This is a genomic window from Rheinheimera hassiensis (assembly GCF_022436675.1).
GTDB lineage: Bacteria > Pseudomonadota > Gammaproteobacteria > Enterobacterales > Alteromonadaceae > Alishewanella > Alishewanella hassiensis.
Genome location: NZ_JAKUJZ010000003.1, coordinates 267384 through 281574, shown reverse-complemented (window position 1 = coordinate 281574; position 14191 = coordinate 267384). Strand labels below are relative to the sequence as shown.

At 48.6% G+C, this 14191-nt stretch carries 9 protein-coding genes and 1 tRNA gene; 6 read left to right on the top strand and 4 right to left on the bottom strand.

Annotation, left to right across the window (positions count from 1 at the left end; all coding sequences use genetic code 11):
* The first annotated feature begins 59 nt into the window (after positions 1-59).
* A complete protein-coding gene (locus MJX74_RS07150) occupies positions 60-1121 on the top strand; it encodes a sensor histidine kinase (RefSeq protein WP_240222062.1) in 1062 nt (353 codons plus the stop codon).
* The gene (locus MJX74_RS07145; RefSeq protein ID WP_240222060.1) at positions 1118-1924 is read left to right on the top strand and encodes a LytR/AlgR family response regulator transcription factor; all 807 of its coding nucleotides are present in this window, start codon (positions 1118-1120) and stop codon (positions 1922-1924) included. Before MJX74_RS07150 ends, MJX74_RS07145 begins: the two co-directional genes overlap by 4 nt.
* A 47-nt stretch (positions 1925-1971) precedes the next feature.
* On the opposite strand, the gene MJX74_RS07140 is transcribed toward MJX74_RS07145, so the two are convergent.
* The gene (locus MJX74_RS07140) at positions 1972-2994 is read right to left on the bottom strand and encodes an Lnb N-terminal periplasmic domain-containing protein (RefSeq protein ID WP_240222057.1); all 1023 of its coding nucleotides are present in this window, start codon (positions 2992-2994) and stop codon (positions 1972-1974) included.
* Between the two features lie 233 nt (positions 2995-3227).
* Here MJX74_RS07140 and MJX74_RS07135 point away from each other — a divergent pair, with 233 nt between their 5' ends.
* Together MJX74_RS07135 and MJX74_RS07130 are read left to right on the top strand one after the other, a co-directional pair.
* Positions 3228-3764 (top strand): nuclear transport factor 2 family protein, encoded by a 537-nt coding sequence (locus tag MJX74_RS07135; RefSeq protein ID WP_240222055.1) that lies wholly within the window; start codon positions 3228-3230, stop codon positions 3762-3764.
* A 160-nt stretch (positions 3765-3924) separates the two neighbouring features.
* On the top strand, positions 3925-5835 hold the full coding sequence (locus tag MJX74_RS07130) for an acetyl-CoA hydrolase/transferase C-terminal domain-containing protein (RefSeq protein WP_240222053.1): 1911 nt from the start codon (positions 3925-3927) through the stop codon (positions 5833-5835).
* Between the two features lie 51 nt (positions 5836-5886).
* Here the strand turns inward: MJX74_RS07130 and MJX74_RS07125 are convergent.
* Positions 5887-5963, bottom strand: a tRNA-Val gene (locus MJX74_RS07125).
* Between the two features lie 428 nt (positions 5964-6391).
* On the opposite strand from MJX74_RS07125, the gene MJX74_RS07120 reads away from it, so the two are divergent.
* On the top strand, positions 6392-9097 hold the full coding sequence (locus tag MJX74_RS07120) for a TonB-dependent receptor (RefSeq protein ID WP_240222051.1): 2706 nt from the start codon (positions 6392-6394) through the stop codon (positions 9095-9097).
* A 113-nt stretch (positions 9098-9210) separates the two neighbouring features.
* A complete protein-coding gene (locus MJX74_RS07115) occupies positions 9211-11733 on the top strand; it encodes a pectinesterase family protein (RefSeq protein ID WP_240222050.1) in 2523 nt (840 codons plus the stop codon).
* A 61-nt stretch (positions 11734-11794) separates the two neighbouring features.
* Here the strand turns inward: MJX74_RS07115 and MJX74_RS07110 are convergent, their stop codons facing one another.
* Together MJX74_RS07110 and MJX74_RS07105 are read right to left on the bottom strand one after the other, a co-directional pair.
* Entirely contained in the window at positions 11795-12805 is a 1011-nt protein-coding gene (locus MJX74_RS07110; protein WP_240222049.1) for a DUF3080 family protein, read from the bottom strand.
* A gap of 21 nt (positions 12806-12826) precedes the next feature.
* Positions 12827-14185, bottom strand: coding sequence for an MATE family efflux transporter (locus MJX74_RS07105; protein ID WP_240222047.1), 1359 nt, complete (start codon positions 14183-14185; stop codon positions 12827-12829).
* Positions 14186-14191 lie beyond the last annotated feature (6 nt).

The following is a 14191-nucleotide window of genomic DNA, read 5'->3' as shown; positions in this document are numbered from 1 at the left end:
CCGGCACAATATTTAGCGCTAAGCCTAAGGCAGTGAAGTGATAGTGAAGTGAAAGTAACTTGATAAAGTTAGAATCAAAAACACAGCTGTTCTGGTTATGCCAATATTGTGGTTGGGTAGCCTACGCTGTGCTTACCGAACTGATGATTAAAATGCCCGGCCAGGAGCCGTGGAGCATTCATCTGCCGCATTTGCTATTGGATACCTGCTGCGGTTTTTTTATTACTCTGCTGCTAAAGCGGCTATATGCCTGGTTCAGGCAGGAACCGGTCGGGGTAAGCGTTTGCTTGCATATTATCTGTTTACTGGCAGCGTCACTGCTGTGGACCCAGTTTAAATGGCATAGCTTGCAGTGGTTTTATGGCAGTTGGTGGCAGCAGATGACCTGGTTCGACTTTGGCACCTGGACATCGGCGTCGTTAACCATGCTGGCAACCTGGACCGCCGGTTACTATGGTATAAAAATCTATCTGGATAATGCCGAGCAAAAGCATAAAGCGGCTGAAGCGCTGCATCTGGCAAAAGAGTCGCAGCTTAAAATGTTGCGCTACCAGCTGAACCCGCATTTTATGTTTAACAGTATCAATGCTATCTGTACCCTGATTTTGAAGCAGCACAATGCCAATGCGATAACTATGCTGGAAAAACTCTGTGATTTTTTGCGTTACAGCTTATATACCGATCCGCTGGAAAAAATCACGGTACAAGAAGAAATAACGCTGTTGCAAACCTATATTGATATTGAGCAGTGCCGCTTTCAAAGTGAACTTAATGTACAGATCAGTGCAGACAAAGGCTGTAATTCTGCGCTGATGCCATCGCTATTGTTGCAGCCGCTGGTTGAAAATGCCTTGAAACACGGTATTGGCAACAAGAATAATATTGCTATTGCCGTTAATTTTAGCTGTGACGACGGCCGGTTACATATTTGTGTTAGTGATAGCGGTACTGGTTTTAATCTGCCAGAGCCGGCCTCGCGTGGCATTGGCATGAAAAACTGTCAGGACAGACTACAGCTGATGTATCCGCAGGCCAGTTGTTTTAAGCTGGGCAATGATGAAAAGGGTGGTGCCTGGATCAACATTTCAATCCCGCTGGAATTGTCAGAGAACACTATATGAAGCAGCTGAAAACCTTGCTGGTAGATGACGAATACAGTGCTATTGAAGGGCTGGCCATTCGGCTGGCGGCATTTTCGCAGATCAGCATCGTTGGACATGCGCGCAGTGTTGACGAAGCCATGACATTAATCAGTGCAACTGCGCCGGATTTAATTTTCCTCGATATTGAAATGCCCGGTAAGTCAGGCTTTGAGCTGATTAAACAGCTGCAGCCGGAATCGTGCCCGGCGATTATTTTTGTTACGGCTTTTCATCAATATGCCGTTAAGGCGTTTGAAGTACGGGCGCTGGATTATTTACTTAAACCGGTAAAAAAAGAGCGTTTGGCAGAAGCCATTGCCCGGGTGTCATCCAGGCTGGATAGCCCGGCCAACAAACAGCATATGTTGGAAGTACGCGACATTTTGCTAAATGGTGACACCGCCCGTCAAACTGAGCCTGGCAGCGCATATCGCATTGAACAGGAAAAGCTGGTGATTCAGGACGGGCACCACCCGGCACAATTGATCCCCTATGCCGATATTTTATGGATAGATGCCGCCGGCGACTATATGTGTGTGCACACCCGGGATGATACCTTTGTGATGCGGGCCAGATTAAAAAGCCTGATCAACGACGTGTTGCCTGATGGCTTTTTGCGTATTCACAAATCAACCATTGTTAACCTGCAACATGTCGCCAGGCTCGAACCGTTAATCAATTCAGAGTACAACCTGACGTTAGTGAACAGTAAATCGCTGAAAGTCAGCAGAACCTACAGCAGGCAGCTAAAGCTCAGCTTGTCAGGCGACAAAGCTGGTTAACGTGGTTGAACGTACTGCATTTTTTCAAGCAAAACTTCAATCTGAACTCACGGAATGTTGTTAACAGACGCTCCTGGGACACCCAGGCGGATAAGTCGGGAAAAGTCGTGTTTATCATTGTTATCGCTGCTTTTAGCGCGGGTATTGATATGCCCCAGTTGCTGTAATTGCGTATAGCTATGCTCCGGTACCAGTGCACCCAAATCATACGCATACTCGGCAAAGTGGCCTGATAATACCAGCCGGTAGTCCAGGGGGATCCCCGGTGCTATGTGGCGGGCTAAATCAAACACTATTGTTGTGCAGTTGCTGGTTAAAGTATGGTAGAAGTCAGGTTTGGTGCGCAGCCCTTCGCCGGCTTCCAGATAACCCAGAAACAGCGTGCGTAGTTGCTCAGGAGGGATGACAAGGCGATACAAATAAACATCTTCGCCCCGGGCATTACTGCGGGTGCGGATCAGGTCACGTTCGTCTGCGGCAATGAGCACTTGCTCAAACTGGCGAAAAAAACCACCGATAGCAGAAAAAGACTCATGGCGTTCTTTACGTATCTCCAGCGAAAATACAAGTTGCTGGCCGTCGGCAAAACCAAATGAGACTAGCGTATGCGCAACATGCGGACCCATCCAGTAGGACAGAACCAAATCGGCAGAAACCAGCTGGTTTAAGTTGTAGCTGCGGGTTTCCCAGTTCGCTGTGTAATCAGTTTCAGTACGCCATTCGAAATTACGTACATTGTGTAACGTGACCTCGTTACCTTGTATTTCAGATTCAAGCAGATAAGCAACATCATCGGCCCAATCCCGGTTGTGCGAAGGGGTAATGTTATGCCACCAAACCAGTAACAGCGCCGCCGACAGCATATAAGCGCCAAGTAAAGTGCGGCGGTAGCGCGCTTGATAACGCCAAAAAAGCGTGAAAGCAGAAATCGCACCCAGCAGGCCCCACACGGCCAGTACCACCAAATTCAGAAGGCTAAGCTGATAGGGTTGTTGAAACCACAATGCCAGGCAACCCCAGGCCGTTGCTACGAGCACTGCCAAACCAACTACTGTTTGTCCCCATCGCATACACTGTCTCCATTTACTGTGTTTTACTTAGCTTATCCTCTAAGCTTGTTTCCGGCCATATGCAATTGATATACATAGGTATAGGTTTGGGCTTAATCAGGTGCCCGGCTCAGATAATCATGCAATAACTTAAGACTTTTATGCTATCGCTCTCCATTCTCGTTGAGCCAAAGTGTGTTTTGCACAAAACATATTGAGAAACAGCAGAGAAATTCAACAACAGGAGAACCGATATGAAAATGCCAAGACGCTTTATTACCACGGTGGCGTTGGTTTTAGCCCTGATAACCAGTGATTTTGCATTAGCTAAGCCTGATGCTGCAATAACCGAGCGAAACAGGCAATTTATTGCGCAAGCATTTCAACACTGGGCTGAAGGTGGCGGGACATTTTTTCAGGATGTGCTGTCACCCGATGTGGTTTGGACTATCAAGGGCACGAGCCCAGCCGCGGGTACTTACCGGGGCCGCGATGTATTTATTAAGCAGGCAGTAGCACCATTTGCAGCACGTCTTTCTTCGTTTGTTAAGCCAACAGTGAACGACATCTGGGCGGATGGTAATGACGTTGTGGTTTACTGGGATGGCGCAGGGGTTGCCGCTGACGGGGCGCCTTATAACAACAGTTTTGTCTGGATTTTCCGCATGCAGGATCTGCGCGCAACTGAAGTTATCGCCTTTCTCGATTTAACCCAATATGACGACGTTATTAATCGTATTCCACTTGATAAACAAGGCGATACGCAAGGGAATAATCAACAGCACCCCTAGGGGGGAATATTGTCTGCTAATGTTTGGTAGTGTCTGGTTATTGGCGCTTTGGGCTAACCCAATCTTTGGCGCAACGCAATGTTTGGTCAATCAATCTTTTGATCAATGTAGTACAGTGCAGTAATGCTGTGGTACAGAATACGAAGATGGGGTTAAAGCAATGAGCAATAATGATTATGCTGATATCGTTGATCAGGTTTTAGCTCAAATTGGCAATCATGTGGTTCTTGGCCTGCCACTGGGCCTGGGTAAACCTAACCGTTTAATCAATGCGTTTTACCATAGGGCCTGTCAGGACAACAGTATCCGGCTGGATATCTTCACTGCGCTGTCACTTAATCCGCCTAAAGCCGGCAGTGAACTGGAACAGCGCTTTTTACAGCCCTTCGTTAAACGACATTTTGGTGAAGACTATCCACGGCTGGCCTATGCAGATGCGCTGGCTTCACAACAGCTACCGGCCAATATTACCGTTACCGAATTTTATTTTCAGTCGGGCAGCATGCTGGGTAATGCTGATGCTCAGCGCCACTATGTTTCCAGTAACTACACCCATGTAGCGAGGGATCTGGCCGACCGTGGGGTTAATCTGATTTTGCAACTGGTCGCCAGGCGGGCGACAGAGTCAGGCTGGCAGTACAGTTTGAGCAGCAACCCGGATGTTACCTTGGATCTGGCAGAAGAACTGCGCCATCGTCCTGACAGAAAGTGCCTGATATTGGCACAGGTGCACCCGGACTTACCGTTTATGGCCGGCGATGCGCTGGTTGGCGAGGATTTTTTTCACCAAATCATCAACGATGATCCGCAGCAACCGCTGTTTGCGCTGCCCCGTAGCCCTGTTACTACCCAGGATTACTGTGTCGGAATGAACGCCAGCGCGCTGGTGGCCGACGGAGGTACGCTGCAAATTGGTATTGGCTCACTCAGCGATGCTCTGGTGTACAGTTTGATCCAGCGCCAGCAGAACAACGAAGCCTATCGCGGCTATTTTAACCAGGCGTTGCCCGGCCAGGCGCTAGTTAATGCTATCGGTGGCCATGACAGCTTTGACACCGGGCTGTATGGCGCCAGTGAAATGTTTCTCGATGGCTTTATGCATTTGCATGAAGCCGGGATCCTCAAGCGCGAAGTATTCGACGACGAGCGCTTGCAGAGCCTGGCCAATGCCGGGCGTATTGCTGAACACGCCGGTGCCCAGGGCAAAGGTGCTTTATTAGACGCGGCATTTTTTCTCGGCTCTGAAGATTTTTATCGCTGGTTACGTCAGTTGACTGAAGCGCAGTGGCCCCGTTTCAGGATGAGCTCGGTTGGCCGGATCAACCAGTTATATGGTGGCAACCCAACGTTGGAGAAATTACAGCGGCAAAAAGCCCGCTTTATCAATACCTGCATGATGGTAAGTTTAACCGGCGCGGCAACGTCTGATGGCCTGAAAGACCATCAGCTGGTCTCCGGTGTAGGGGGGCAATACAACTTTGTGGCCATGGCGCATGCCATGCGGGGTGGTCGCTCGATCCTGCTGCTGCGTAGTACCCGCGAAAGTGGTGGCAAGCTAACATCCGGTATTGTCTGGGAATATCCGCATTGCACTATTCCGCGCCATCTGCGGGATATTGTTGTTACCGAATACGGTATTGCGGATTTACGTGGCGCGACAGACGAAGAGTGTATAAAAGCCCTGATTTGTATCAGTGATGGCCGCTTCCAACAAAAACTAAGAACTAAAGCAGTGGCCGCCGGTAAACTGGATGCGAACTGGACTATTCCCGCTGCTGCTGCAAATACCCCTGCAAGCCTTGGGGCCCGTTTAAATACGCTTCGATTGACAGGCAACTTACCCCGTTACCCTTTTGGCAGTGATTTTACTGAGCTGGAACAACAGCTGGTGGCGGCGTTGCAGCGCCTGCGACGATTGAAACACTTAAAATTACAAGCGCTGGGCGCGTTGCTGTGCGGCGGCCCTGATGCACCTGAAGCGTTATCCCGTATGGGGCTGGCACAGCCCAAGGGGCTGCGGCAAAGGATATATGCCCGCCTGTTACGCTGGGCCCTGGCGCAGGTTATGTAATAAATAACAAAAAACGCCCCTCAAAGAGGGGCGTTTTTTGTTTGAATTTGTTGGTGCGTCCTAGTGGACTCGAACCACCGACCCCTACCATGTCAAGGTAGTGCTCTAACCAGCTGAGCTAAGGACGCACACTTTTTGTTGTAAGCCAGCGCGTAGCTTGGCAGACAACGGCGGCTATGTTATTGCGCTGTTGGGGCAATGGCAAGTGTTTTTCTGCTAAGGCAGTGTGTTTGGTGTATTTTTCACCGTATTAGCGGCTTACTGCTGGGCGGTAAGTTTAACCGGGCATTGGCTGTTAAGTGCTTGCCATTACTTTGCGGCTTAGTAGGGGGGGGGGGGGCATGTCAAGATAACCTGGCTCAAAGCGTAAAATGGTGCCAGCTGTATCAGCAAAGCTATAAACTAAAAAATAGTTAGCCGGCTATTTGTTTAAATGTTGACCTGATAATTTAGTTAGTCTATAACTTTGCCACCGGTGGCGGTAATCTATCTTGCCTTTGCCACCGGTGGCATTTTGGGGAAGTGCCCAAGATAAAAATTAACAGGGGGTGATGTAATGAGTGTAAAACACTTGCGGTTAAAAAAAATTGTTGTCTGTATGTTAGCGGCGGGTACCTTTGCTGCTTTGCCTGTTATGGCGCAGCAAGCCGTTGACACAGCTGACGCAGAAAGTACTGACATTGAGGTTATTCAGGTAAGCGGGTTTCGGGGGGCGCTTTATGAGGCGCTGGACGAAAAACGTAATGCTGTTAACGCCAGAGAATCTATTTTGGCCGAAGACATGGGCAAGTTTCCAGATTTGAATATTGCAGAGGCTATTCAGCGTGTGCCGGGGGTGGCTATTTCGCGCGAAGGCGGTGAAGGGCGGCAAATTACGCTGCGTGGTTTAGGCCCGTCTTTTACCCGGGCTACATTAAATGGCATGGAAGTACCCGCCAGTACCGATGGTTTAGATTCCGGTGGTGGTATTAACAGCGGCCGCTCGTTCGATTTCAATATTTTTGCTTCGGAATTATTTAACCGCGTTGATATTCAAAAAACCAGCCGGGCTTCAATTGAAGAAGGCGGTATGGCCGGTACTGTTGACTTATACTCTGCAAAACCATTCGATTACGATGGTTTTAAAGCGCTGGTGTCTGTGCAGGATGGCTATAACTCTCTGAGCAGCGAGCATGATCCCCGGGTGGCATTAATGCTAAGTAATACCTTTGCAGATAACACGTTGGGTGCACTGTTTTCCGTGGCGGCATCAGAGCGCACAGTGCGCCAGGAAGGTTTTGGAACGGTAAGGTGGACTACACCTCAGTTAGCTAACCAGCCTTTTCCGGCATCTGCCACACCTGAGATCACTGGTACCCCTGCGGTAAGTGATTGTCAGATTGGAGACAATTCAGTGGCGGCAATTAACTGTTTATGGTTACCACGCTTGCCCAGAGCCGACTTTTTTGGCAATGAACAAAAGCGGGTTGGTATGACAGCTGCACTGCAGTACCGGCCATCCAGTGATGTGCTTATTACATTTGATGCGCTGCACTCGAAACTGGAGAACCAACGCACCAGCTATAACTCAATGGAATGGTTTTTAACGCCAGGTAGCATTACACCACTGGCGTTGACCATATCGCCGGACGGCAAGCAAGTTATTGCCGGTAGCTTTGACAATGTTGAATCCTGGATTGAAAGCCGGCAGCAAGACTCTGACACTAATTTTAGTCAGTTTGTTCTATCCGGTAAATTCCGTTTAACCGACAATATGACGGTAGACGCAATGGTGGGATCGGCAACGTCGGATGCCCACCGGGAGGAGAATCGCCTCTACAGTGTGTCGGTACCGCACATATACTCCTTTGATTTCTCTGCCAATGCTAATGTGCCGACGGTATCTTTTGGCTCAGGCTATAACTACTATGACCCAGCGAACTATGAAATCAGGCCTGCGTCTATTACCTCGCATGATGTTAACCGGGAGAACCTGACATCACGTCTTGATTTAACTTACGAATTTGCCGCATTTCAGCTTAAAACCGGCGTGGCTTACAACGATCGCAGTGTTGAATATCGCAGCGGCAATGGTGATTATTTTACCCCTGTTTCTGCAGTGGGCTACTTTGAAGACTTCCCCTATTCAGATTTTGGCAAGGGACTGGACGGTGATCTGCTGCCATTTCCTGTCGTGGAGTTTGGCGCGGCTAACCGCGATCTGTTAAGCCATCAATATACCGACAACCTAGGTGCAGCCTGGATAGTTGGCGAAAAAACCTATGCTGCTTATGGCGAAGCTACTGCTAGCTTTGATATTGCGCAAATGGTACTGCGTACTAATTTTGGTGCACGCTATGTGAGAACAGATACAACATCAACCGGCTATTTGAACGGTAGTGAAGTAGAAGTTAAAAATGATTACAGCAACTTTCTGCCGTCAATGAATCTGGCGCTGGAAGTTACCGACGATGTGCTGGTGCGTTTTGCAGCCGCACGCACTATGACGCGGGCTGGCTTAAACTCGCTGAATATTGCTAATCCAAATTTTACCTATGAAACCCGCACGGTGAGTATGGGCAACCCGGATTTAGCCCCCTACAAATCAAATGATCTTGATTTAGGTGTTGAATGGTACTTCGCCGAAGAAGCTCTGTTATCCGCGACTGTGTTTCGCAAAGATGTGGTGTCGTCGCTGACAACAGATATAGTAGAAAAGCTGATAGACCCGGCCTACTACGACGCTATTTATGCTGATCCGCGGTATAGCCCTACTTATAATTCTGACCCACAAACTGTACCTTACACCCATTATATTCCGGTGAACACTGATGACGGCTTTGTCATTAAGGGCTATGAGCTGGTGTATCAGCAGCCGTTTAGCTTTTTACCCGGTTGGTTGTCAAACTTGGGTGTTGTAACCAATTACACCCGGGTAACTGCTGAAGATATGACCGGCTTATCGGAAAACTCGTATAACTTTACCGTTTATTACGAGCAGGATGCGTTTGGTTTGCGGCTGTCAGCAAATATGCGTGACGACTATATACTCAGTGTGCCTGGCGGCAACGGCCATTTAGCAGAAATGAAATATGGCCCAACGCACATTGATTTCTCATCATTTTATAACGTTACTGAAAATCTAACATTGACGTTTGAAGTGATCAACCTGACCGATGAGCACGAGCGTATTTATGGTAACGGTGATGGCACAATGGATTTAACCCGCGAGTACAACCACACCGGCCGCAATTTCTTCTTCGGAGCACGTTACACATTTTAAGGCTACCCCTGTTGTTAAGGCAGTGAAATTAAACAGAGCTGCAAAGGTAGCTCTGTTCACTTTTAATGTTAGAAAAATCATAACAAATCTTATTGTTATTAAATGGAGGTTCAATGGCTGAGCAACCGTCTCGCTTAAATGTATTACCGCGACATAGGCTATTGCTAGTATTTTTTTTCCTGGCGCAGTGCTGTAGCTTTGTTGTTGGTGCAGAGCAACCACAAAATCTGCAGCACTATTCTGACTATAAATATCCTGACTATAAATGTCAGCAGGGCAGCACTGGTTATTGCCAGTCATTTGAGCAACTAGCCACCGGCCTGACATTTTTCAGCGCAACTGACGCTCCGGCCGGGCAGCCAAACGGAAAGCTGACCGTGCATTCGCAGCGGCACAGTTTACAATTTAAGGCCGGGCGTATTGGTGGGCATTTGCTTCAGGTGGATGCCAAAGCACTGCATAACGTTGACATGAATGACTTTTTCTATGAAGTTCTGCTGCGCCCTTATGCCAATAGCACCACTGACAGAGAAACGCTTTACCTGACGCTAAAAGACAGCAACAGCGATCGCTATTATGCCGCAGGTTTAAAAGTGGGTAGCAGTGTTTATACATCAAAACTTGAGCTTGGCATTGTGCAGGACAACAAGGTACAGGTATTAGCTGAAAAGGCGTTACCCATTGTGCTGGGGGCTCAGGATGATGTAGATGGGCAATGGTATTTGCTGCGGCTGGAGCGGCGCGGTGGCATGCTAAAGGTTTATTTGAACAGTGAGTTACTGCTCAGCGATGACAGCATTGGCGATACGCGCTTGCAGCAGCCTGGTATCTGGAGCTACAACCGATCTTTTGAACTGGATTATCTGCAGGTGGGCAACGGTGAGCTAACCACACCACATATCGATTTACAGCAACATGAAAATCAGCCCTTGGTTGGTTATCAGCATGAGCAAAGCCAGCCTGTCCAATGGCAGGTATCTGGCGGTGCAGCGCAGGATATAGTACTAAAAAACCTCAGCCCCAGCGTCGTAAAGCTGTTACCACAGAATGGCAGTTTTATCCTGCAGTATTTGCAGCCAGGGCAGGGCAGTGTGCTACTGCAAAGTAAAAGTCAGCCGCATATTTTTAAACAACTGCATATCAGGGTGCTGCCGGCGTTGCAGTTTCCGGCTAAAACCGCTGCAACTCTACTTGATTCTGCCTATCCGCCGCGTAACAGCCGCGTGTCGGCCGATACTTTATTACGGCTGACATTTGAGCAGGATATTAATCTGGCCGATAACGGCGCCGTGAGGATTTATCAGCTAGAAAATGGCAAGCCTACCGCGCTGGTAGATGAAATTAAGGCCGGGCCGGAAATAGATGCTTTTGGCAGCCTGCGCGACAATAAATACCGTTCTTTAAACCGCCGCCTGATTTGGAGCAGCGGCAATACACTGCTGATCAAACCACACAGTGGCAAGCTGGAACCGGGTAAACAGTATCAGGTGCGGGTGTCGGCCGGTTTAGTTAGTTATCATAACGATACGGCGCCGTTTTTGGGGGTAGGAGCCGATGCCGACTGGCGCTTTTCGGTAAAGCCGGCACCGGCGGCCAACGCCGTAATGCACGTAGCGGCTGATGGTTCAGCCGACTTTAATACTTTGCAGGGCGCATTGGATTTTGTTATGAGTGCGGCTGATGGCGACAAGGTAGAAAAAATTAAACTCGCCGCGGGGGTGTATCATGAGCCTTTGTATCTATACGGGGTTAAAAACCTAACCATCGAAGGTGCAGGTGCTTCGCAGTCACACATTGAATTTACTAATTACGACTCACTAAATAGCGGGCTGGGCCTTGGGTTTAATATTGTGGCCGGGCATAGTGCCGGTGGGCGCAGCGTATTTATGGTTGAAGATGTGGCACAGTTAGTACTTAAGCAACTGAGTATTAAAAACCTGCACCAACGGCGCGAAGGTGTGCGTAATCAGGCAGAGACATTGTATTTTAACAGCAATGGTAAGCTGATTGTGACCGACAGCGTGTTTGTCAGCGAGCAAGATACGTTGATGTTAAAAGGTTTGTCGTATTTTTACCGCTGCCTTATTGCCGGCAATGTAGACTTTATTTGGGGACAAAACTACCTAAGCCTGTTTGAGCAGAACGAAATCCGCTCTGTTGGCAATTCTGTTAAAAACCCTGGCTCAGAGTACGCAGAAGGCAGCTATATACTGCAGGCCCGCACCATCAGTGAGGATGCTCCTGGTTTTATTTTTATTAATAACCGTTTTACCAGTGCCGCAGGGCCAACTGGAAACCGCATCCGCCCTGGCAGTACCTTTATTGCCAGAAGTGCCGGTCGTGAAATGTATGTGGACAACGTACTGATGCTAAATAATCAACTGGACAACCACATTGGTGCACAAGGTTGGGCTGGGCCTGTAAACCACGAACCACTGGCTAACCCCGTTATGCCGGGAGTCAATGCCGGTTGGCGTGAATATGGTTCTGTTGATTTGCAGGGCAAACCATTGGATTTTACCGGGCGTAAGTATGGCAGGGTGCTTACGGCAGAAGAGTTGCCGTTTAAAAATAGCCGGGCCATTTTGCAGCGTTATTGGCCAGATTTCGACTATGCACTGCTAAATAGCAAATAAAAATTAGGTATTGCTGCTCTGACATTTGTGGCAATACCTGTATTTCTTTTGTATTAGCGCTTTACTGCTGTGCGGTTAAGTTAAGTGGGCATTGGCGGTTCAGTGCTTGCCACCACTTTACATGACTGCTTAGCTTGGTGCGCATATCCAGATAGGTTGTTTCAAAGCGTAATGTGAGCGGGGTGTTAAGCTCGGTATCGTGATACAGCTGTTGCAATAAAGGCCACAACTGCTGCTGATAGCGGCTTAGCTCGCTGGTGTACAGCTGTACTTCAGTGACAAAATATTTGCTAAATATATTAGCAAGTATCTGTAGCTGCTCGCTGTCGCGTTGCTGCGGGCACAGCGCTGTTGGCGCAACGGCTTCGGTGAGTTGGTTAAGCTGTGCCAACTGATGGCTGGCGGTACGTAAGCTGTATTGCAGCCGGCCAATAAAGTTATAGCGATACAGCAGCTGCAGTTGTTGTTCAATATCAATCTGACTGGCAGCCTGCCAGTTTTGCTGCGCTATAAACTGCTGCAGCTGGTTAAGTTCGGTTAAAGCTTGCCAGGTTTCGCTAAAACCGGGCGCTGCTTTTAGCGGCAGAGCTTCGCGTTTACCCAGCAGTTCTTTGCGCAGCGTATCATCGGTTAACAGCATATTATTAAAGGCAATATCAATGCTGAGCTGTTTTTGCTGATACACCTGCTGTAATTGGTTTAGCAGTGTTGTGTCGTCCCAGCTTTGCTCCAGACAGCGTTGCAATTGGCTTAAAAAACGTAGCTCATAACTTAGCTGTTTGCTGGCACTGTATACTTTGCCCAGACTGCTATTACGTTCACCAATTAAGGTATCCAGGCTGCAGCGACGTGTAGCATAGGCATCGGTAAGATCAAGCCGTAAATCCGGCAGCGGTTGTTTTAAATCACGTTGTGCTGCCAGGGGCGCAGCGTCGGGTAGTGCGGTATCTTTCTGTGATATATCCAGCACTCTTTTTAGACGTTGCTGGTAGTTTTGCAGTGCTTTCGTACCGTTATTGTCTGAGCAGGCAATAAGGCTAATCAGCAGCAGTGGTAGCAGCCATAACTTCATCGTCTAAACGGGCCTCATATTCTAACCTGCTTGCTGTTCTAACTTAAGCAGTGTGCGTTTTAAGATAATAGCCAACAATATGGCGGCCACACTTAAACCAACAATAATACCAATCCAGAAACCATGGGCCCCCATTGCCGGTACCAGCCAGTTGGTTAACCCCAGTACGGCACCCAGGCCAAAACCGATTGGCCAGTAAGCAATAAAGGTAATAAAAAATACCGGTTTGGTTACTTTCATACCGCGCAGCGCGCAAGCTGACACCACCTGTATGGCGTCTGACACCTGATAAAAGCAGGCCAGAATTAATAACGACGCCGCCAGCGCTATAACGGTAGGGTCGGGTGAATACAGTGCCGCAATACTATTTTTCAGGACAAAAGTCAGGCTGGCAATAACCAATGACATCAGCACCGCCAGTATGATGGCCGTCGATACGGCTTTTTTCAGCTCCATAATGCTTTGCTGGCCTACCAGATGGCCAACACGGATCGTGGTGGCCATGCCTAACGACAGCGGCAGCATAAACACTATACCACTGTAATTTTGTGCAATTTGATGCCCGGCAACCATAATAGGGCCAAGGTGTACTATCGCCAGTGGGATACAGGCAAACAGGGTGACTTCAAAGAAAATGGAAAAGGCGATAGGCGTGCCGATGCAGACAATTTGCCAGATGTCTTTGACGTTAATACGATAACTTTCGGGGTGTAGCCGGTACCGCCTGGTGGTGCGGCTAAACCAGCCGTAAATTAAAATGGCGATAAACATAGCAAAAAACACCAGCGCCGTAGCGATACCACAGCCAGCGCCGCCCAGCGCCGGCATGCCAAGCTTGCCGTAAATAAACACATAGTTGGCCGGAATATTCACCAGAATACCAACAAAGCTGATCCACATGCTGGCTTTGGTATTACCAATACCTTCAAACATACTGCGCACAACCATGTAACCCGCAGCTGGAAATAAACCAAAGCTAACGTAATATAAGTAGTCGAGCGATTTTTGCCGCAGCGTTTCATCCATGTTTAGCAGATCAATCGGCACATTCACATACAGCATCAATACAAACATGGCGGCGGCCAGAGCCATGGCCAGATACATTGCCTGCACGGTGAAGTGAGTGACCGGTTTGGTTTGTTTGCTGCCGTAGTACTGCGCCACTATTGGCGTTAGTGCAAGCAACAGGCCCTGCATTGTCATTACCACCGGAAACCATAAACCGGATGCCACTGCTATCGCGGCCATATCAACCGCGCTGTAACGACCCGCCATGACGGTATCGACAAAATACATCAGCGTTTGTGTCAGCTGTGCCAGCACTATGGGGCCGGAAAGTTTTAGTATGGTTCTGGCTTCGAAGCGGGAAAAAGGTAACATAGTAAG

Coding starts and splice junctions, on each gene's coding strand:
- MJX74_RS07145 (WP_240222060.1), top strand. CDS start 1,118: ATGAAGCAGCTGAAAACCTTGCTGGTAGATGACGAATACAGTGCTATT.
- MJX74_RS07105 (WP_240222047.1), bottom strand. CDS start 14,185: ATGTTACCTTTTTCCCGCTTCGAAGCCAGAACCATACTAAAACTTTCC.
- MJX74_RS07115 (WP_240222050.1), top strand. CDS start 9,211: ATGGCTGAGCAACCGTCTCGCTTAAATGTATTACCGCGACATAGGCTA.
- MJX74_RS07120 (WP_240222051.1), top strand. CDS start 6,392: ATGAGTGTAAAACACTTGCGGTTAAAAAAAATTGTTGTCTGTATGTTA.
- MJX74_RS07135 (WP_240222055.1), top strand. CDS start 3,228: ATGAAAATGCCAAGACGCTTTATTACCACGGTGGCGTTGGTTTTAGCC.
- MJX74_RS07140 (WP_240222057.1), bottom strand. CDS start 2,994: ATGCGATGGGGACAAACAGTAGTTGGTTTGGCAGTGCTCGTAGCAACG.
- MJX74_RS07130 (WP_240222053.1), top strand. CDS start 3,925: ATGAGCAATAATGATTATGCTGATATCGTTGATCAGGTTTTAGCTCAA.
- MJX74_RS07110 (WP_240222049.1), bottom strand. CDS start 12,805: ATGAAGTTATGGCTGCTACCACTGCTGCTGATTAGCCTTATTGCCTGC.